The following is a 20,141-nucleotide window of genomic DNA, read 5'->3' as shown; positions in this document are numbered from 1 at the left end:
GAGGTGCTGGTGGTCGGGTGGGCGTCGGTGGTCACTGTGGTCAGTCCCCCAGGGCCGGGCGGAGGTCCCACAGGGTGCGCCAGGTGGCGGAGCCCTGTTCGGCGCGGCGGCGGACCGGGCCGTCCCAGTAGCCGAGCAGGCGGGCGGTGTCGGTGGGGTCGTCCTTGCGGACGACGCCGACGAGTTGGCCGGGGAGGTGGTGGAGGGTGTCGGCGCCGTCGAGGTAGGCGGCGGTGACGCCGAGCGCGGTGGCGACGGAGACGGCTTCGGCGGTGCTCATGACGGTGGAGGGGCGTTCGACGTCCCAGCCTTCGACGGAGCGGCCGGTGCGCAGGTCGCGGAACGCGGTGACGAGCGCTTCGAGGACGGCGTCGTCGACGGCGTAGGGTGCGCCGGCCCGGGCGACGGCGGCGGTGGACTGGCGGCGGACGAGTGCGATCTCGGCGTCGAGGTCGCCGATCGGACCGACGGTCTCGAAGTTGAAGCGCCGCTTGAGCGCGGCGGACATCTCGGAGACGCCCTTGTCGCGCAGGTTGGCCGTGGCGATCAGGGTGAAGCCGGGCGCGGCGTACAGTTGGGCGTCGGCGCTGCCGGCGAGTTCGGGCACGGCGATGCGCCGTTCGGAGAGCAGCGAGACCAGTGCGTCCTGCACTTCGGGCAGGCAGCGGGTGATCTCTTCGACGCGGGCGACGGCGCCGCCGGTCATGGCGGTGAGGACGGGCGAGGGGACGAGGGCGTCCCGGCTGGGGCCCTTGGCGAGCAGCAGGGCGTAGTTCCAGCCGTACTTGAGCTGGTCCTCGGTGGTGCCGGCGGTGCCCTGGACGGTGAGGGCGCTGGTGCCGCAGACGGCGGCGGCGAGGAGTTCGGAGAGCATCGACTTGGCGGTGCCGGGTTCGCCGACGAGCAGCAGGCCGCGTTCGCCGGCCAGCGTGACGACGCAGCGTTCGACCAGGGCGCGGTCGCCGACGAACTTCGCTTCGACGACCATGCCGCGCCGGCCGTGCTTGAGCTTCTCGCCGCCGCTGCCGAGGACGAAGGTGACCACGGCGCGCGGGGTCAGCCGCCAGCCGGGCGGGCGCGGGCCGGTGTCGTACGCGGCGAGGAACTCCAGTTCGGCGGCGTACGTGTCCTCGGGCAGGACGAGCTGCCGGTCGGGGGCGGTGCTCATGGCGTGGTCCTCAATCGTGTGCGTGCTCATCGGCGGCCTCGCCGGCGGGTGTCGGTGGTGAGCTGTTCGTAGCCGGGCCGGTCGCCGTCGGCGAGTCGCTGCCAGGCGCGGGCGAACAGTTCGGGTGCGGGGAGGTGCGGCAGGATCGCGTGCCCGGACGGGATCTCGTACAGGCCGGCCTTCCAGACCTCGACGGGCAGGCCGGGCGTCTTGGCCTCCTGCCAGCCGCCGGGCAGGAACAGGCCGCGGCCGGCCCGGGACCGCTTGGCCTCCAGCACCAGTTCGCCGGCGGCGGCGAGTTCGGCGCGGGCGCGCTTGAAGCGGGTGGGCTTCCAGCCGTTCCAGCGGGCGATGTTGCGGTCGGTGGGGTCGGGCAGCGCGAGCAGTTGCAGGTAGAGGGTGGCGGCGTCCTCGCCGAGTCCGAGTTCGCCGGCGGCCTCGGCGACCAGGGCGGGGGCGCTGCGCTGCGGGTCCTGCGGCCAGCCGGCGGGTTCGTCGGCGGCGCAGCCGTGGGCGGTGAGCCGGGTGAGGTCGTCGCCGAGCAGGGCGCGCAGTGCGGTCACTCCGCTCGCGGCGTCGTCCGCGCCGACCAGGCCGGCGAGCAGGTCGAGCAGCGGGTCGTCGGCGCCGGTGAGCGCGGCGGGCCGTAGGTACGCGGTCTCGCCGCGGCGGCCGGGGGCGAGCACGATCGCCTCGCCGCAGGCTGTCGGCTCCTCCGCTGCGGCGTCCTGTTCGGGCAGGCCGAAGTGGTCGCGCAGCACGGCGGGGAGCGTCCGGGCGCGGACGGTGGAGTACCGGTTGAGGTCGAGCAGCAGGTTCGGGTCGGCGAGCCGGGCGCGGATCGCGGCCAGCGCCTCGGGCAGCACGGGGCGCAGCTCGGACCCGTGCGGCAGGCGGTACGCCAGCCAGCGGAGCGCGCCGACCGTGGCGGCGAGCTGTCGGCCGTGGGGGACGGCGCCCGGGTCGTCGGGCAGCAGTTCGGGGCCGTGCTCGGTCGGGCGGACGTGCTGGGTGGTGGTGCGGGCGATCCAACCGGTGGTGGCCGGGTTGAGGACGGCTTCGACGGCGAAGACGGTCGTCCCGTTGACGGCGGTCTGGTCCTCGTCTGGGAGGGTTCGCAGTCGTCCGCGGAGTTCGAGCCAGCGGGCTGCGGCGGTGTCGGCCGCGAGGCCGGTGGTCCAGAGCTGGGCGGGGTCGGCGGGGAGCAGGGCGACCGTGACGGCGTCCCACTGGGTGCGGTCGACGGCGCGCAGCCAGGTGGCGGCGGCGTTGACCTGGGCGGACTTCAGGTCGTACTGGGCGAGTTGTTCGGCGGTGAGGTCGCCCACCCAGGAGAACAGGCTGGGCGGCGCGGCGAGCAGCAGGGTGGCGCGGGCCCGGCCGATGCCGGTGGCGGCGTCGAACGCGGCGACCTGCTCGGCCTGCCAGGCGATCGGGCCGTGCTGGGCGAGCCGGTCGGTGAAGCGGGCGATCCAGTCGGCCGTCAGGTCGTCGTGGACGCGCCGTTCCTCGGTGACGGTGAACTCGGAGACGGCGCCGAACTCGCCGGCCGGGTCGTGTTCGATCGCCGCCCAGTGCAGGTGCTGCCCGGTGTTGCGGCAGGCGAGGATCACCACGGTGCGGTCGCCGTGGCGCAGCACCTGGCCGACCCGGTCCTCGAACCGGTCGGTGCTGTTGTCCTCGACGAGGGTGAGCCGGCGGAGCGTCGGGCCGCGGTCGGCGAGCCAACCTTGGGTGATTTCGGTGAGCAGCAGGGTGAGCGCGGCGCGGGCCGGTTCGCCGGTGGCGGGGGTGGCCGCGGCCACGGCGATCGGGGCGGTGCGGCCGAGCAGGTGGGCCCAGCCGTGGTAGCTGGCGTTGTGGGCCCTGCCGCCGGGCAGGTCGAGCCGGACGGGGTCGACCGTCCAGCCGTCGGGCCGGCTCTGCGGCGGGGCGGCCAGCGCCCCGGTGACGGCCCGCAGGTGGGCGAGCACCTGGCACTGCCCGGGCGTGCGGTCCCAGGTCCGGCCGAAGCCGTCCAGGTGGCCGAAGACACCGCGGACTGCCTCGAACAGCGCGTCGTCCTGGCCGTGTTCGGGCCAGTCGGGGGCGTCGGCCTCGGCGGCTTCGGGCTCGGTCGCGGGCTGCGGGAGCGGTGCGAAGCGGGCGGCGCGGGTCGCGGTGTCGGTGGCGATCCGGGCGAGTCCGGCGACGCCGGCCCGCAGCAGCGGGTCGGTGAGGCCGGGCAGCACCTCGGCGACGGCCGCGACCGGGACGGCGTGGCTCGCCATGGTGCCGGCGACCTGTCGGACGGCGCCCTGGATCGTCAGCAGCTCGGGGCGGCCCGTGCGTTCGACGTCCTTGGCGTCCACCGGCCAGGCGGCGTCGAGGAGTTGGGCGGCCTGGGCGTCGGTGACGGCGCGCAGCACTCGCGAGCCGGCCTCGTCGCGGGGGCGCAGCGCGTGCCAGTGGTCGAGTGGCGGGACGAGGGCGGTGCCGGCGGCGTGCAGTTGGCCGGGGTGGGAGGTGGTGAGGTCGGCGAGCTGGTCGCCGGTGCGGTGGGCGCCGTCGGCGGGGCCGAGGGCGACGCTGCGGTCGGCGGCGGTCAGCGTCAGGGCGGCGGCGCCGGGCAGGTCGAGCCGGCCCGCGGGGTGGCGGTGGCCGGCGGGTGCGGTGGCCAGGCGGCCGTCGACACCGTGGTGGGTCACCCGGTCGGCGCCGGTGCGGACCCAGCCGCCGAGCAGCGCGCCGTCGGTGCCGAGCGGGGTGTGCTCCAGGCCGGGCTGCATCGGCAGCAGCCGGGACTGCAGCGGCTGGAGGGCGCCGGAGGTGTCGCCGTCCTTGCTGAACAGCGGCGGTGCGGAGGCCCGGCCGAGGGCGCCGGTCGGCGGGTCGTACTCGACGAGGGCGCCGCGGCGGTACGTCCAGTGGCCGACGCCGTCGCTCATCACGGGGCGTTCGGCGGGCAGTACGGTGTCGCCGGCGTGCAGCACGCGGCCGCCGGTGGCGCGGCCGCCGCCGGGCAGCGGCAGCGAGGTCCAGCCGATGTTGTGGGGGCCGTAGTAGCCGATGTCGAGGGGTTCGCCGCCGGGCACGAAGGTCTGCTCGGGGCGGCCGGACCAGTAGGCGCGGTGGCCGTCGGAGTCCCGCCAGGCGACCAGGAGTTCGCCGTCGACGAAGCGCAGCCGGGGGCTGTGCCAGCGGGGCAGGTCGGCGGGCGAGCGCAGGTCGTGTTCGAGCAGGATGCCGTCGGGGCCGACCACGACGGCCTTGTTGCAGCGGGCCAGGATCAGGTTCGGCCAGGCGTCCTCGATCTGCAGGTCGCTGCGGTTGATCCGGCCGGGGACGCGGCCGGTCGCCTCGTCCTCGTAGCCGAGGCGGCGCAGCGCCTCGTCGAGGGCGGGCCAGCCGAGTTCGTCGAGGATGCCGGCCCGGAGGGTGTGTCCGAGCAGGGCGGCGACGTCGAGCCCGGCGATCCGGGCGGCGGCGGCCGGGTTGGCCTCGATGACGGCGGGGCGCACGGCGGCGAGGTCGGCGAGCAGCGCTGACGCGCCGGACAGGCCGGTGGCGGACAGCAGTTCGTCGGCCCGCAGGTCGGCCCATTCGACCAGCAGGGCCTGGAGCGCCGGGTAGTCGGCGAGCTGCGGGCCGAGGCGGCGTCCGTTCGAGGTACGCAGGAGGGCGGGGACGGCGTTCTGCAGGGCGGTGCGGAAGCGCGGGTCGGCGGCCACGGCCGTGAGGTCGCGGCGGCCGGGGCCGCCGTCCTCCAGCCAGTCGCCGAGGTCGATGCGCCGGATCTCGGCCGAGTCGGCGACCGGCACGTTCTCGGCGAGCAGCAGGTCGAGCAGGTTGAGCGCCGTCGGGTGGGTCAGGGTGAGCTCGACCGGGACGGCCTCGGTGCGCAGCCGCTCGGTCATCCGGGCGGCGAGTTCGACGGTGTCCGCGCAGGCGGGGCGGGAGCGCCAGCCGCGGTCGAGGTGGGCGGTCCAGCGCCGGAGCCAGCGGGCGGCGAGGTCGGTGCCGGTGGGCTGCGGGTCCGTCAGGAGCCGGTCGGCGCCGGTCTCGTGGAGCAGCGCCAGCCAGTCGCGGTCGACGGCGGCGTCGTCCTTGGAGCCGGACGGGGTCGGCAGGATCTCCAGCAGGCGGGCCCGGACGGTGTCGTCGCGGCGGGCGAGGTCGACCAGCGCGCCGTGCCAGGACTTCCACACGGCGGCGGGGGCCCGTCCGACGGCGGGCGAGGTCAGCAGTTCGGCGAGCAGCAGCTGTTCCTGTTCGCCGCGGTCGAGGCCGGCGGCGCGGATCAGCTGCCGGGCGTCCTCGGCGATGCCCGCGTAGGGGGCCATGCCGGCGGCGGAGCGTTCGGCGCACAGCTGGCGGAAGCGCTGCCAGGCGGTGGCGGCGTCGAGTCGTCCGGCGAGGTCCTTGACGTACTGGCGCAGCGATTTGACGGTCAGTGCGCCGCCGAGCGCGAACTCCAGGAAGACGGCGCGCAGCCGTTCCTCGTCGATGGCGAGGCTGTGGGTGCGTTCGGCTTCGCGGGCCTTGCCGAAGTACGTGCCGGCGTAGGTCTGGTTGCCCTGTTCGAGGAAGATCCGGCCGACCTGTTCGCAGTAGGTGGGCAGGAAGTGCGGGACGGCGCGGCCGAGGCGGACGGCGAGTTCGTCGAAGCCGTCCTTGGCGTTGCCGGGCTTGGACTTGACCTGGCGGGCGAGGCGTTCCATCTCCTTGACCACGGCGAGCGCGTGGTGCCCGTTGGCGGGGTCGTTGACCAGCGCCCAGGCGGGGAAGCCGAGTGCCTCCTGGCGGACCTGGCCGACCTCGACGGGTTCGGCGGCGGGTGTCAGGCCGAGGAATTCGACGGCGAGGTCCTCGGCCGGGCCGAGGGCGGCGGGCACCAGGCGGACGACGGTGCGGCCGTCCAGGCCGGGGTGGCGGTAGCTGCGGGCGGTCAGCGTGTCGGCGGTACTGTCGAGGCCGTCGGCGGCGGTGACGGTGCCGACGGGCAGGACGGCGCCCGCGTCGAGCAGGTGGTCGTGGTCGGGGTGCTGCTGCGTCATGCCGACGCCTCCTCTTCGAGCGTGCGGCCCGCGTACAGCGCGGCGGCCATCCTCATGCCTTCGGACCAGGCGACCGGGCCGACCTCGGTGAGCGGCACCGGCCGCCCCTCGGCGCCCGCCCAGCCGAGCCCGCCGGTCTCGCACTCGTCGTACTCGTAGTAGTCGCCGACCCAGACCCGGGCCTCCAGGGTGCGGCCGCCGTCCACCAGCGGCACGATCGCGTACCCGCCGCGGACGCGGTGGCCGAGTCGGGCGCAGCGGCCGACGAGTTCGCGCAGTTCCTTGTAGCGGCCGCCGGCGTAGGTGTCGACCTGGGTGGCGGCCGGTTCGAGGTCGGCGGGCCGGTGCCAGACCTCCCGGTGCAACTGCTGGAGCTGCTGGACGACGCCCAGTTCGGCGGCGAACTCCCGCAGCTCGTCGAGGTCTTCGAGCAGCACCGGGTGCGGGATGCGGATCTCGGCGTCGGTCAGGCGGACGGTGTCGCCGTCGAGGTCGACGACGCCGAGGCCGCGCTGCGGGTCGGCGTCGCGCAGGAATCCGGCGACGGAGCCGTCGGCGCCCGTCACCACCAGGTCGCGCAGCACCGCGCGCCAGGTCTCGTCGGCCCACACGGCGGCGATCACGGCGGCGGGCACCGGGAGCGAGCGGACCATCCACCGCTCCGCGGTGGCCAGGCACTGGCGTTCGTGCGCGGCGAGCCACTCGGCGAGCTGTCGCAGCCCGACGACGGCAGGGTCGTCCTTGAGCTTCGACGGGACGGTCTTCAACCGGCGCCCGGCCGCGTTGCGACACGCGACCTTCCCGTCCGGTTCCAGGGCGACCTGATAGTCACCCGCTGCCAGCCATGCCACGTCAAAGCCCTCCCAGCTGCTGTTTTCGAGCTGGGACGAACGTAACGGGCCCCACCGACAGGTGATCGTCGGGGGGCCGGGTCGGGCTCCCCGCCGCACTCGGGGAGCCGTTCTGACGGCGGGTCGGGTCCCGTTGCGACGCCCTTCACGCACTCTCGCCGCACCGGCCGAAAACCTTGAACTCCGCCTCGCCGTCGCCCGCGAACGGCAGGTACTCGACGACGACGTCCGCCTTGCCGCCGGGCTGCAGGGTGACGAGTTCGCCCTGCGCGGCCTGGTAGCGGGGCAGGCTCCAGGTGCCCCTGTCGCCGACCAGGTCGAGGCCCGGGTAGCCCTTCATGGTGCACGCCGACTTCGACCGGTTGGTCAGCTCGATCTGCTCGGCGCCCTGCGCGTCGGGCGTCTGCGCGCCGCTGCCGGGGCCGAGGGCGGCCTTCAGGTCGGCGGCGGTGCACGTGCGGCTGCCGCCGGCCTGGGAGTTGGCGGCCGGGGTGGTGGCGGCCTTGGGGCTCTCCGGCGTGCCGGAAGGGCTGCTCGCCGGGGGGGTCGGGGCCTGCTGTCCGGCGTTCGACGCGGTGGCGGCCGGGGCGGGGGCCTTCGCCGCGCCGGCGTCGCCGGCGTCGCCGGAGTCGTCAGGCGGTCAAGGTGAGGCCGAGTGCGGCCACCAGGCCTACGGCGGCGGTGAGTTGACGGGTGCGCATGATGGTTCTCGCTCATGGTCCTTCGGCCCCGCGGGCGGGGTCGGTGCGGTTCGTTCGGCCGGTCGCGCCCGGCCGGGCCGCACGACCTCCGAGCCCGATGGGCATTCGATGGACACGCCCCGTTCGGGCGGGGTCTACTGTGGCCCCCTGCGACCGCCGACGATCTTCGTCCGTCGGGCGGCGCCGGGCAGGGAGCGGAACGTGATGGATGACACGGGGCGGGGCGCCGTCGCACTGGCGGTGGCCCTCCGGGACGCGCATTTCCGACTGAAGGCGCTGGTGCGCGGCTGGGAGGAGCGTCTCCCGGGGCGCGGGCGGCAGTCGCTGGGGCCGGTGTGACAGTACGCGGACGACCCGGACGAGGCGTCCTACGCCGACGGCTGGGTCCTCGAACTGGGCGGCGGCCTCGCCGTGGTGTTCCAGCTGCACATCAGGTTCGGCGCCGCCGGCACGGACCTGCTGGCCGAGGTCTCCGTCCAGGACGAGGCGGGCGACGTCGCCGAGCTGTTGGCCGTCGGCCCCGAGGAGTTCCCGCCGAGCGCCGGGGCGCTGGCCGCCGAGATCGCCCGCTGCCTGGACCGCCTGGAGCGGCTTGACCTCTCCGGCATCGCCGGCTGACCCTCACGCAGCAGCACGGCGGTGACCTCCGGGTCCTCCCCCGGCACCCACGCCTGCGCCTGCGCTGATCCCGAGCAGCCTCGCCGCCGCCCTCACGTCCCGTCCGCGTCGCCGCCCCGACCCGCCCTGGGCCGCCCGCCGCCCAGGCAACTCATCGTCCCCCGGCCGGAGCGTGCGCTTCAACGGCCGAGCAGCCCCAATTCGTAGGCGGTGATCCCGAGTTGGACCCGGTCGCGGCCGCCCGCCATCCGCCGCCCCGACCCACCCTGCGGCCCCCACCGCCCACCGCCCGGACAACCGTCACCCCCGGCCGAAGCGCAGCGCTTCAACCGTCCGCCGCCCGCCGCCCGCCGTCCGCCATCCGCCGTCCGCCGTCCGGGCAACTGATCGCCCCCGGCCGGAGCGCAGTAGTTCAACGGCCGAGCAGCCCCAATTCGTAAGCGATGATCCCGAGTTGGACCCGGTCGCGGCTGCCCGCCATCCGCCGCCCCGACCCGCCCTGCGGCCCCCACCGCCCACCGCCCGGACAACTGATCGCCCCCGGCCGAAGCGCAGCGCTTCAGCCGTCCGCCGTCCGCCGTCCGGACAACTGATCGCCTCCGGCCGAAACGCAGCGCTTCAGTGGCCGACCAGGCCCGATTCGTAGGCCGTGATGACCAGTTGGACCCGGTCGCGGGCGTCCAGCTTGGTCAGCAGGCGGGAGATGTAGGTCTTCGCGGTGGCGGTGGTGAGGTGGAGTTCCTCGGCGATCTCGGTGTTGGAGCGGCCGAGGCCGACCAGGGTGAGGATCTCGCGTTCGCGGCCGGTGAGGTGGGGGAGTTCCGTGGGCGGGGCGGCGGCGACGGGCCCCCGGGCGAAGTGGGCGATCAGGCGGCGGGTGACGGTCGGGGCGATCAGCGCGTTTCCGGCGGCGACGACCCGGATGGCGGCGAGGATGTCGTCCAACTCCATGTCCTTGACCAGGAATCCGGAGGCGCCGGCCTGGAGCGCGCCGTAGACGTGTTCGTCCTGGTCGAAGGTGGTGAGCACGAGCACCTGGGGTGCGTCCTCGGCGGCGGTGACGTGGCGGGTGGCCTCGATGCCGTCCATGCCGGGCATCCGGATGTCCATCAGCACGATGTCGGGCCGCAGTTCGGCGGCGAGGCGGACGGCGTCGGCGCCGGTGCCGGCCTCGCCGACGACGGTGAGGTCCGGGGCATCGGTGATGATCATGTCGAGGGAGGCGCGGACCAGCGGCTGGTCGTCGACGAGCAGGACGCGGACGGCGGTCATCGGGTGAGCTCCAGGGACGGGAGGAGGTCTTCGCGTGCGGTGACGGGGAGCGGCAGCCTCGCGACCACCCGGAACCCGCCGTCGGGCGTCGGCCCGGCGGTGAACTCGCCGTGCAGCAGGGCGACCCGCTCGCGCATGCCGACCAGGCCGTACCCGGGGCCGCCGCCACTGCCCGAACTTCCGGCGCTGCCAACCGAGTTGACGACACTCACCAGCAGCTCCGCCGACCGGTACTCGATCGCGACCCGGCAGGCCCGGACCTTGGCGTGCCGCACCACGTTGGTGACGGCCTCCTGCACGATCCGGTAGGCGGAGAGCTCGATCTCGGGCGGCAGCGCGCGGCGCTCGCCGGAGCGGTGCACGGCGACCCGGACGCCGGCGGCGGCGGTGGTCGCGGCGAGGCGGTCCAGGTCGTCCAACCCCGGTGCGGGGGCGACCTGTTCGGCGGCATCGGCGGCATCGGGGGTGTCGGCGTCGCGCAGCGCGCCGAGCAGGCGGCGCAGCCCGGCGAGGGTCTCGCGGCCGGCGGTCTCGACCTCGCCGAGGGCGGCGCGGGCCCGTTCGGGCTGGGTGTCGAAGACCCGGCGGGCGGCGCCGGCCTGCATGGCCACGATGCTGATGTTGTGCGCCACCATGTCGTGCAACTCGCGGGCGATGCGCAGGCGTTCGGTGGTGATGGCCTGTTCGGTGGCCTGCGTGCGGAGCGTCTCGGCGTGGGTGTGGCTCTGGTGGACGGCGTGTCCGATCAGCCAGGCGATGGCGGTGGTGAGCGCGGCGGTGAGGGTGGTGCTGCCGTAGTCGTCCATGCCGCTCAGGGCGCGCAGGCCGGAGTAGCCGAGCAGGGTGCCGAGGGCGAGCGCGCCGGCGGCGACGGAGGTACGGGTGGGCCGGGTGGCGGCGAGGTAGCAGATCGCGACGTCGACGACGAGGTACTGGAGCAGCGGGATGTCCGCGACGGCCATCGCCATCACCGACGCGACGGTGCCGAACAGCAGCAGGCAGAGCGCGGTGAGCGGGCGTCGGCGGCGGCGTCCGGCGGCGATCACGGCCAGGACGGCGATCACTTCGTCGATCTGGTTGCCGGTGCTGAGGGTGAGGACGGAGATGCCGTCGCGGGTGTGGCTCTGCTCGAAGACGGTGTACGCGGTGACGGCGAGCCAGAGCAGCACCATCCAGGTGCCGGGTGCCACGCGGGAGAGGACCTTGGGGGGCACCCGGGTGAGATTCATGCTCCCGAGCGTAGCGATCACCGCCGGAGCGGCGCAGTCCTCCCCGGATGACATCCCGGAGTTGATCGTCCGTCACCGCGATTGTTGTCCGTCGGCGACTGCGGGCGGGCGCCGCTGCCCGGCACCGTTGTCCCCGTGATCGAAGTCAACCGTCTCACCAAGCGCTACGGCCGCGTCACCGCCGTCAACGACCTGTCCTTCACGGTCCGTTCGGGCCATGTCACCGGTTTTCTCGGCCCGAACGGTGCGGGCAAGAGCACCACCCTGCGGATGATCCTCGGGCTGCACGCCCCGACGTCCGGTTCGGCGACCGTCGCCGGCCGGGACTGCCGGGGTCTGCGGCGGGCGCTGCGGCAGGTGGGGGCGCTGCTGGACGCCGGGGACGTGCACGGCGGCCGGACGGCCCGCGACCAGTTGCGTTTCCTCGCCCGCAGCAACGCGCTCCCGGCGGGCCGGGTGGAGGAGGTGCTGCGCGAGGTGGGCCTGTCGGCGGCGGCGGACCGGCGGATCGGCGGCTTCTCGCTGGGCATGCGGCAGCGGCTGGGCATCGCGGGTGCGCTGCTGGGCGACCCGCCGGTGCTGATCTTCGACGAGCCGTTGAACGGGCTGGACCCGGAGGGCGTGCTGTTCGTCCGGGGCCTGTTCCGGCGGCTGGCCGCCGAGGGCCGCACGGTGTTCGTCAGCAGCCACCTGATGACGGAGATGGAGCACACCGCGGACCGGCTGATCGTGGTCGGGCGCGGCGAGTTGCTCGCGGACGAGGCGGTGGCGGAGTTCGCGGCGCGCGGGTCGCAGCGGAGCGTGCAGGTCCGCACGACCGACCCGGCGGAGCTGGTGGCCGCACTGACCGCCGGGGGCGCGCGGGTCGCGCAGGCGCCGGACGGCCTGTTGACGGTGACCGGCCCGGACGCGACGGCGATCGCCCGGACCGCCCTCGACCGGGGCCTGCTGATCCACGAACTGACCTCCCGGACGGGCACGTTGGAGCAGGCCTTCATGGAACTGACCGGCAGCAGCGTCGAGTACGCGGCAGGAGCATCCGCATGAGCACCCTGACAGACCTTCGCCCCGCGGACGCGCCGCAGGCCCGGTTCACCGACCTGGTGGCCGCCGAGTGGATCAAGCTCCGGTCGCTGCGGTCGATCCCGTGGTTCCTGCTGGCCGCCGGGCTGACCCTGGTCGGCCTGAACGCCAACGGCGCGCGCCTCTCGCGGGCCGAGTTCGGCTCCTGGACGGCCCAACAACAGCAGTACTACGCCGAGTTCGGGGCGCTGCACGACGCGTTCACCCGGCCCTGCGGGACGCTGGTGCTGCTGCTGATGGGCACGCTGGGCGCGATCGCGATCCTCAGCGAGCAGACCACCGGCCTGCTGCGGACCACCTTCGTGGCGGCGCCGGCCCGCCGGGAGGTGCTGGCCGCGAAGGTGCTGCTGGTCACGGCCGTGGCGACCGGGTTCGGCGTGCTGGTGGCGGCGGTGTCGTTCTGGCTGGACGAGGCGATGCTGGCCGGCCGGTACGGCGGCGTGTCGATCGGCGATCCGGGCGCGCTGCGGCTGGTGGCGGCGTCCGCGCTGCTGGCGCCGCTGGGCGCGCTGGTGGGTCTGGCGGTGGGTGCGGTGATCCGGCACAGCGTCACGGCGATGGTCGCGCTGTTCGGGCTGCTCTTCCTGATCCCGATGTTCGTCCGCGACGACACCCACCTGGGCGCGGTCGTCGCCAACGCGCAGCCGTTCAACGCCTGGGCCCGCCTGGGTCTGGTCGGGGAGATCACCGGCCAGCGTTTCCCGTCCACCGTCGGCGGGTCCTGGGCGGTCTACCTGGTCTGGGCGGCCGTCGCCGTGCTGCTGGTGATGACCGCCGTACCCGGACGCGACCAGTGAACGCCCTTTTCCCCTACCCGACTTCCGAAGGAGCTCCCATGACCGGGATGACCCGCCGCCGTCTGCTGGGCACCGCCCTGGCCCTCGGCGCCGCCGCACCGCTCGCCACCGCCCTGCCCGCCCGGGCCGACACCGGCGTCCCGGAGCGGCTCACCCTGCCCGCCCCCACCGGCCCGTTCCCGGTCGGCACGGTGGCCCTGCACCTGGTCGATCCGAACCGCCCGAACCCCATCGCGGGCATGAACCCGCACCGCGAGCTGATGGCGAGCGTCTGGTACCCGGCCCGGGCCGCCCATGGCCTGCCGCTCGCCCCGTGGCTGCCCGACGGCACGATGCGGGCGTTCCTGACGGACACCGGCTTCCCGCTCGACCCGGCGCTGGTCCCGCTCACCGCCGGCCGCATCGGCGCGCCCGTGCACCGCACCGGCCACGGCCTGCCCGTCGTGGTGTACTCGCACGGCTCGGGCAGCCATCGCGCCGACCACACCGTGATGGTGCAGGAGCTCGCCAGCCACGGCTACGTGGTGGTGACGGTGGACCATCTCGGCAACTGTTTCAGCGAACTGCCCGACGGGCGGGTGATCACCCCGGCCGACCGCCAGGGGCCGATGTACGCGCTGGACTACTCCGTGGACCTGCGCTTCGTCCTGGACTGCGTGGAGCAGCTCGCCGCCGGCCGCAACCCGGACGCCGAGCGCCGCCCGCTCCCGGACGGGCTGGGCGCGGCCCTCGACACCTCGCGGATCGGCATGTTCGGCTGGTCGAAGGGCGGCACGGCCACCGCCTGCACCATGCTGGCCGACCGCCGGGTGCGGGCCGGTCTGGCCCTGGACGGGCCGATGCAGCCCGGCTTCGGGCACCCCAGCATCACCGCCGACCTGGACCGGCCGTTCATGATGATGACCGCCGGCTTCCCGCGCGCGACGGACCCGTACGTCGCCGAGTTCTGGTCCCACCTGCGCGGCTGGCGACTGGAGGTCCGCGCGGCGGGCGCCGTCCACGTCTCGTACGGCGACAACATGACGCTGATCCCGCAGGCCGGCCGGCTGCTGGGCCTGCCCGACGAGCAGATCCGCCGCATGGTGGGCACCATCGACCCGTCCCGTGCCCTGCTGATCCAGCAGGCCTACCCGCTCGCCTTCTTCGACCTCCACCTGCGCCACCGCGCCGCCCCGCTGCTCTCCGGGCCGTCGCCGCGCTTCCCCGAGGTGGCGTACCTGCCCTGAGCCGGTGCCCGGCTGTTGGGCCGGGGGTGTGCGCTCCGCGGGGCACCCGGGTGACGGCGCGGAACGTGCCCGGTGGCGGGCCCGACCGGGAGCGCCGGATCCGTAGCCTGCTCCCGTCCGGCAGCACGGTGTCTGCCCGGCCCGAGGGAGAGTCATGAAGCTCCGCACGATCGTCGCCGCCGTCGCCGCCGTCCTCGCGCTCGCCGCGGGGAACGTCCCGGCGCATCCGACGGCCACCGCGCCGGACACGGTGCGGGTGGAGACCGGGCTGCTGCACGGCAGCGTGACCGGGGACGCCCGGCACTTCCTCGGGGTGCCGTACGCGAAGCCGCCGGTCGGCGACCTGCGGTGGGTCCCGCCGCAGCCCGCGACGCCGTGGAGCGGGGTCCGGGAGGCCACCCGGCCCGGCAGCCGGTGCCCGCAGTCGGCCGGCGGGCCGGGGCTGCCCGGGTCGACGGACGAGGACTGCCTGTACCTCAACGTCACCACCCCGGCCCGGGTGGCGCCGGGAGCCCGGCTGCCCGTCATGGTGTGGTGGCACGGCGGCGGCTACGACAGCGGCGCGGGCAGCGACTACGACGCCGACCGGCTCGCCTCCCAGGGCGATGTGGTGGTGGTGACGCTCAACTACCGGCTGGGAGTCTTCGGCTACTTCGGCCTGCCCGACCTGCCGGGGTCGGGCGACTTCGGGCTCGAGGACCAGCTCGCCGGGGCGCGGTGGGCCAAGCGGAACGCCGCGGCGTTCGGCGGCGACCCGGACAACATCACCGTCTTCGGCGAATCGGCGGGCGGCATGTCGGCCTGCGCGGCGCTGACCTCGCCGCAGGCCGCGGGCCTGATCGACAAGGCGATCGTCTCGTCCGGCTCGTGCCTGCTGGACTGGCCGGCCGGAGGCCTGTACGTGGGCACGCCGGCGGCGACGCCGTACACCTCGCTGGAGCAGGACCTGGCGGACGGTCTGGCGGCCGCCCACGGCGCCGACTGCCCGGCCGAGGAGCTGTCCTGCATGCGGGCCAAGTCGGCCGCCGACCTGGTGCCGCTCAACGACTCCTTCTCCAACCACCTGGCCTACGGGACGCCGCTGCTGCCGCTGAATCCGGCGGCGGCCGTCCGGGAGGGACGCTTCCTGCGCGTCCCGGTGATCTCCGGCGGCAACCGGGACGAGGCCCGCTCGTTCGTGGGCGCCGCAGTGCAGACCGACCCGACGCTGGTCACCGCCGAGACCTACCCGAGCCTGCTGTTCACCGCGTTCGGGCCGGAGGCGGACCGCGTGGCGGCCAGGTATCCGCTGTCCCGGTACGGCGGATCGGCGCCGCTCGCGTTCGCCACCGTCATCACCGACGAGGCGTGGGCCTGCCCGACCGCGGCCGCCGACCGCGCGATGGCCGCGCACACCACCGTGTATCCGTACGAGTTCGCCGACCCGGACGCCCCCGACGTGAACGGGATCCACCTGCCCGACCTGCCCCAGGGGGCCGCGCACGCCACCGACCTGCCGTCGCTGTTCGACCTCGGCGGCCACGACTTCCTGAAGACCGACGCCCAGCGGGCGATGGCGGCCGCGATGATCCAGTACTGGACGGCCTTCGCCCGCACCGGGGACCCCCACCACGCCGGAGCTCCGGCCTGGGCCGCCGCGTCGCCCTGGGGCGGCGACCAATTGCGCTTCGTCCCGGGCCGGATCGGGGAGGCGGACGTGGCCGCCGACCACCAGTGCGCGTTCTGGGCCGCACTGCGCCGGTAGCGCGGAGCCTACCCGCCGACCCGGCCCGCCCGACGGCCCGTCAGGCGGGCCGGGTCGCGTGCGGGTGGCCGCAGCGGTACAGCGGGTCGGCGGTGTCGAACGGCACGTCCTCGCGGGCGGCTTCCACGGCGGCCGTCGACGAGGGCAGGTCGAAGGGCAGGATGCCCGGCATTCCGGCCCGGCCCAGGGCCGCGTCGAGCAGCACGTCGTGCTCGGCGCCGAAGTCGCCGATCAGCAGCGCGGCCCGCTCGGCGAGCGGGGTGAGCACGGCGGGCCGGTCCAGGTGGACGGCGAACGCGGTGGGCACGGTGTCCGCCAGCGCGCGCAGCCGCCGCACCTCGTCCGGCGGGAAGTCCAGCGAGCCGCTGTGGAAGTACCGCTCCAACATGCCTTCGCGCTGCTCGTACGGCGCCTGGAGGCGGACCACGGCGGCGTCGGCGGCGTCGGGGCGCGGCACGACGGTGCCGTAGCGGGCGGCGACGGCCGGGTCGACGCCCTCCACGTACAGCCGCCGTCCGGCCACCGGCTGCCCGGCGACCTGTACCAGCGCACGCCGCTGGACGGTGCGGCCCAGCTCGCGGCCCTCGGGCGTGCCGACCAGCGCCGCGGCGGCGTCGGGGTCGACGTACGGGTCGTCGAACAGGCCGAGGCGGAACTTGTCGCGCAGGATGCGTCGCGCGGAGGCGTCGATGCGTTCCTCGGCCACGGCGCCGGAGCGGACGGCGGCGAGGACCAGTTCGGGGTCGGTCTCGCCGCCGAGCTGGTCGGCCCCGGCGTCGACGGTCAGCACCACCTGTTCGGCGACGGAGAGTTCCTCCACGCCCCAGTGGCGCGGCGGGAGGGTGGCGAGGCCGGGGACCTCCATGCCGGTGATCGCGTTGAAGTCGGTGCAGATCACGCCGTCGAAGCCGTACTTCTCGCGCAGCAGGCCGGTGATGACGTCCCGGTTGAAGTTCGCGCCGACCTCGGCGAGTCCGCTGCCGGAGGGGATCGCGTAGGCGGGCATGATCTGCGCGGTGCCGGCCGCGAACGCCGCCTCGAACGGGATCAGGTGCTGCTCGAACGCGCCGCCGGGGTAGACCAGTCGGCGGCCGGCGGCGAAGTGCGAGTCCTCGCCCCGGTGCTGCGGGCCGCCGCCCGGGAAGTGCTTGGTCATGCAGGCGACGCTGTCCCTGCCGAGCGTGTCGCCCTGCAGGCCGCGGATGTAGGCGGTGATCATCCGGGCGGCGCGCTGCGGGTCCTCGCCGAAGGTGCCGCTGATCCGGGCCCAGCGCGGCTCGGTGGCGAGGTCGGCCATCGGGTGGATGGCGACCCGGATGCCGACGGCGCGCAGCTCGCGGCCGATCAGCCGGGCGTACTCCTCGACCAGCGCCTCGTCGTCGGTGGCGGCCAGGCCGATCGGCTCGGGTCCGGCGCTGAAGCCGCCGCCGGCGTGGGCGGTGGCGGGGTTGGACGCGAAGCCGTGCCGCGGGTCGGAGGACAGGGTGACGGGGATGCCGAGCCGGGCGGCCGCGGCGAGGTCCTGGACGTGGTTGTTCCACCCGGCCATCGCGCGGGGGTCGGGCACGGCCATCATCGCGAAGTGGGTGACGCCGCGGGAGGCGATCAGTTCGGCCCCGGTGGGCAGCGGGATCGGCATCCGCGGGTCGGAGCCGGTGACCATCCGGCCGTGGCACATCAGGGCGGCCTTCTCGGGGAGCGTCATCCGGCCGAGCAGGTCCTCGACGCGTTCCTCGACGGGCAGCCGCGGGTCCTCGTAGGGCTCCATGGTGCCGTTGTGGTTGAGGTCGCGGAACGGCGTGCCGTCCGTGTGGCGCAGGTACGCGGTCGGCATCAGAGCACCGCCCCGGCGGCGGCGGGGGCGGCCTTGGCGAGGAAGGCGTCCAGGGTCTCGGGGGCGGTGCCGAGTTCCAGCAGGAAGCCGCGGGCGCCGCCGTACCGGGCGTGGACGGTGTCGAGGAAGGCGGCCATCGCGCCTGCGGGGGCCTCCAGCAGCGGGGCGGGCACGGTCAGCGTGCCGCGTTCGACGTCGTTGAGGGCTTCGCGGTGGCGCTCGGCGAGTCCGGCCCAGATCTGCTCAAGGGCGTCGCCGGTGCGGGCGTAGTCCTCGACGATGCGGTCGGCGGGCACGCCGAGCAGGTCGAGCAGCAGGGCGGTGACGAAGCCGGTGCGGTCCTTTCCGGCGGCGCAGTGCAGCAGCACGCCGCCGGGGCGGGTGGCGGCCAGGACGGCGGCGGCGACCCCGGCGGGCGCGCCCTCGGCCATCGACACGTAGAAGGCGCCGAGGTCGGCGGCGGTGGTCATGGTGGCCATCCGCGCTTCGAGTTCGGGCGAGGTGGGGTCGATCGAGGCCTCGACGACGTCGATGCCGGCGGCCGTGACGGCCGTCCAGTCCTCGGGGGTGCGCTCGGAGTCGCCGCGCAGGTCGACGACGGTGCGGATGCCGGCGGTGCGCAGCTGCTCGACGGTGGCGGCGTCGGCGGCGGGGAACGGCTGGGCGGAGCGGTACAGGACGCCGGGGCGCAGCCTGGCGGTCTCGGGGTCGGCCTGGGCCGCCGGGTCGCGGAAGTTGACCAGGGACATGCGGGGTCCTCTCGGAGGTGGTGCGCGGTGCGAAGGGGCCGGACGCGGGGGCGGTCCGGGCGGGATGTCGGGGGGTGCGGGAGGCCGCACGCTCGAACACGACATCTAGATGTCTAGATGTCTACCTGCTGCGGCGGCCTCCGCGCAAGCGGCGGCCGGGTGAACGTCCGGCCAACGCCCGCCGCCGGGTCGGCGCTCCGTAGGATCTGCGACGTGGCAGCAGACCGAAGCGGCACGCCGCTGTACCGCACGCTCGCGCACCGGCTCCAGGAGCGCATCGACTCCGGGACGTACCCGGCGGGCGCCCGGCTGCCCAGCGAGCCGGAGTTGAGCGCCGAGTTCGGGGTGAACCGGCTGACGGTCCGCCAGGCCGTGGCGGAGCTGGAGCGGGCGGCGGCGGTGGAGATCCGGCGGGGGGTGGGCACCTTCGTGCGCGGGCCGGCCGCGCGGGTGTCGATCGACGTGGATCCGCGCAGCCAGCGCGTCGATGTCGGCAGCACCAGCCTGGCCCTGCCCGGTGACGGCGAACAGCCGGGCGCCGCCGGGGAGTTCGTGGTGGCCGCGCCGAAGGTGACGGGTTCGACGGAGGACCGGGAGGCGGCACGGCAGCTGGGCCGGCCGCTCGCGGCGCTGTTCCGGGTGGACACCGTGACCCGGCTGGACGGGCGGGCGGGCGCGGTGAGCAGCTACTGGGTGCCGTTCGGGCCGCTGCCCGCCGAGCTGGTGCGCCCGGGCCGGGCCGGCAACCTGGTGCAGGACCTGGCCCGGGCCGGCGGCATCCAACTGGAGTACGACTGGCGGGCGTTCGGCGCGATCGGCGCGGACCTGGCGGACGCCGAGCTGCTCGGCGTCCCGGTCGGCGCGCCGCTGCTGGTCCGCGAGGGCGTCAGCTGCACGCCGGAGGGCATGGCGGCGCTGTACGTACGGCGGCGGATCGACGGCCGCAGCGCCCGCTTCGTCCTGCGCTACCGCGAGCACGACGCCGAGCCCGACGCCGGACACGACCGCGAGCACGACGCCGAGCCCGACGCCGGCCGCTGAGGTCACCGCCGCGGGTCGCCCGGCGGCGGCATCAACCGGCGGAAGGCCTCCCACCAGGCGTCCATCGGCCCGTCCTCCTCCACCCCGTGCAGGACGCGACGGCGGGTCATCGCGCCGAGCACCGCGCCGAGCGCGTGCGGCCGCAGGTCCTGGTCGAGGTCGGCGCCGAGCCGGGCGGCGGCGGTCTCCACGGTGCGCTGGACCAGCTTGTCGACGAGTTGCACCGCGTGGTCGTGCACGGTGCGGATGCCCATGAACCGCCGGCGCAGGGCGCGTCGGCGGGCGGTGTGCTCGGTGGGTTCCTCCAGCGTGCCGTCGGTGCGGGACACCGCGTGCAGGAAGGCGTCCCAGAGGTCGAGTTCGGCGGGCGCGGCGGCGAACTCGTCGAGGATGCGCTCGCCGAAGTCCAGGCCGAACAGCAGTGATTCCTTGCTGGCGTAGTACCGGAAGAACGTGCGGTGGGCGATGTCCGCGCGGCGGCAGATCTGGTCGACGGTGGTGCGTTCGAAGCCCTGTTCCTCGTACAGGTCGAGGCCGGCGGCGCGGATCGCCTGGCGGGTGCGCGCCTTCTTGCGGTCGCGCAGACCCGCCTCTGCCGTGGCGCCGGCTGCGTCCCCCTGCGGCTGCATGCGTCTCCTGCTCCTGGTCGCCGCCCGGTGTTTGCCGCCGGGCGTCCTGGTTGTCGTCGGGTGTACAGAACCACGCGTGGCAGGGGCGGCTCAAGGCACGTTCCGAACCGTCGTCAACTGGCCATGTGGAATTTGCACTTCTGCCTTTTGGCAGTACTGCCAC

The 20,141-nt window shown here is 74.9% G+C and carries 16 protein-coding genes; 7 read left to right on the top strand and 9 right to left on the bottom strand.

The features are described 5' to 3' along the window. Positions 1-40: 40 nt before the first annotated feature. The 4 genes from AMK19_RS10975 to AMK19_RS10960 all read right to left on the bottom strand — a co-directional run bounded on the left by AMK19_RS10975 (position 41) and on the right by AMK19_RS10960 (position 7,494). Complete coding sequence (locus tag AMK19_RS10975; RefSeq protein WP_443135000.1) at positions 41-1,168, bottom strand: ATP-binding protein; 1,128 nt, start codon at positions 1,166-1,168, stop codon at positions 41-43. 26 nt (positions 1,169-1,194) lie between these two features. After that, entirely contained in the window at positions 1,195-6,204 is a 5,010-nt protein-coding gene (locus AMK19_RS10970; protein ID WP_073810497.1) for a hypothetical protein, read from the bottom strand. Then, entirely contained in the window at positions 6,201-7,055 is an 855-nt protein-coding gene (locus AMK19_RS10965; RefSeq protein ID WP_073810495.1) for a DUF4132 domain-containing protein, read from the bottom strand. Before AMK19_RS10965 ends, AMK19_RS10970 begins: the two co-directional genes overlap by 4 nt. A gap of 145 nt (positions 7,056-7,200) precedes the next feature. Then, on the bottom strand, positions 7,201-7,494 hold the full coding sequence (locus tag AMK19_RS10960; protein WP_083646652.1) for a DUF4232 domain-containing protein: 294 nt from the start codon (positions 7,492-7,494) through the stop codon (positions 7,201-7,203). On the opposite strand from AMK19_RS10960, the gene AMK19_RS35930 reads away from it, so the two are divergent. Then, complete coding sequence (locus AMK19_RS35930) at positions 7,394-8,095, top strand: hypothetical protein (RefSeq protein WP_073810491.1); 702 nt, start codon at positions 7,394-7,396, stop codon at positions 8,093-8,095. The two genes, AMK19_RS10960 and AMK19_RS35930, sit on opposite strands and share 101 nt — an antisense overlap. A 75-nt stretch (positions 8,096-8,170) precedes the next feature. Continuing rightward, positions 8,171-8,374 (top strand): hypothetical protein, encoded by a 204-nt coding sequence (locus AMK19_RS10950; protein ID WP_143200145.1) that lies wholly within the window; start codon positions 8,171-8,173, stop codon positions 8,372-8,374. A 618-nt stretch (positions 8,375-8,992) separates the two neighbouring features. Here AMK19_RS10950 and AMK19_RS10945 read toward each other — a convergent pair. Continuing rightward, positions 8,993-9,646: a response regulator gene (locus AMK19_RS10945; protein ID WP_073810487.1), complete on the bottom strand. Its 654-nt coding sequence runs from the start codon at positions 9,644-9,646 to the stop codon at positions 8,993-8,995. Continuing rightward, on the bottom strand, positions 9,643-10,875 hold the full coding sequence (locus tag AMK19_RS10940) for a sensor histidine kinase (protein WP_073810485.1): 1,233 nt from the start codon (positions 10,873-10,875) through the stop codon (positions 9,643-9,645). The genes AMK19_RS10945 and AMK19_RS10940 overlap by 4 nt, the downstream gene beginning before the upstream one ends. Positions 10,876-11,010: 135 nt before the next feature. Between AMK19_RS10940 and AMK19_RS10935 the strand changes: the two genes are divergently transcribed. From AMK19_RS10935 to AMK19_RS10920, 4 genes are all read left to right on the top strand, one after another. Continuing rightward, a complete protein-coding gene (locus AMK19_RS10935) occupies positions 11,011-11,922 on the top strand; it encodes an ABC transporter ATP-binding protein (protein ID WP_073810878.1) in 912 nt (303 codons plus the stop codon). Next, a complete protein-coding gene (locus AMK19_RS10930) occupies positions 11,919-12,755 on the top strand; it encodes a hypothetical protein (RefSeq protein WP_073810483.1) in 837 nt (278 codons plus the stop codon). Before AMK19_RS10935 ends, AMK19_RS10930 begins: the two co-directional genes overlap by 4 nt. A gap of 38 nt (positions 12,756-12,793) precedes the next feature. Then, positions 12,794-13,981 (top strand): alpha/beta hydrolase family protein, encoded by a 1,188-nt coding sequence (locus AMK19_RS10925; RefSeq protein WP_073810481.1) that lies wholly within the window; start codon positions 12,794-12,796, stop codon positions 13,979-13,981. A 154-nt stretch (positions 13,982-14,135) separates the two neighbouring features. Then, the gene (locus tag AMK19_RS10920; protein ID WP_073810479.1) at positions 14,136-15,725 is read left to right on the top strand and encodes a carboxylesterase/lipase family protein; all 1,590 of its coding nucleotides are present in this window, start codon (positions 14,136-14,138) and stop codon (positions 15,723-15,725) included. A 40-nt stretch (positions 15,726-15,765) separates the two neighbouring features. Here AMK19_RS10920 and AMK19_RS10915 read toward each other — a convergent pair whose 3' ends face one another. Next, the gene (locus AMK19_RS10915) at positions 15,766-17,559 is read right to left on the bottom strand and encodes a glycoside hydrolase family 3 protein (RefSeq protein WP_073810477.1); all 1,794 of its coding nucleotides are present in this window, start codon (positions 17,557-17,559) and stop codon (positions 15,766-15,768) included. Beyond that, positions 17,559-18,308 (bottom strand): tyrosine-protein phosphatase, encoded by a 750-nt coding sequence (locus AMK19_RS10910; RefSeq protein WP_073810475.1) that lies wholly within the window; start codon positions 18,306-18,308, stop codon positions 17,559-17,561. Before AMK19_RS10910 ends, AMK19_RS10915 begins: the two co-directional genes overlap by 1 nt. Before the next feature lie 213 nt (positions 18,309-18,521). On the opposite strand from AMK19_RS10910, the gene AMK19_RS10905 reads away from it, so the two are divergent. Next, complete coding sequence (locus AMK19_RS10905) at positions 18,522-19,349, top strand: GntR family transcriptional regulator (protein WP_073810473.1); 828 nt, start codon at positions 18,522-18,524, stop codon at positions 19,347-19,349. Positions 19,350-19,351: 2 nt separating this feature from the next. Here the strand turns inward: AMK19_RS10905 and AMK19_RS35145 are convergent, their stop codons facing one another. Beyond that, positions 19,352-19,978: a TetR family transcriptional regulator gene (locus AMK19_RS35145; RefSeq protein WP_073810471.1), complete on the bottom strand. Its 627-nt coding sequence runs from the start codon at positions 19,976-19,978 to the stop codon at positions 19,352-19,354. Positions 19,979-20,141: the final 163 nt, after the last annotated feature.

The sequence above is a fragment of the Kitasatospora sp. CB01950 genome, assembly GCF_001905465.1.
GTDB lineage: Bacteria > Actinomycetota > Actinomycetes > Streptomycetales > Streptomycetaceae > Kitasatospora.
This window is presented reverse-complemented; position numbering and strand designations above follow the sequence as displayed.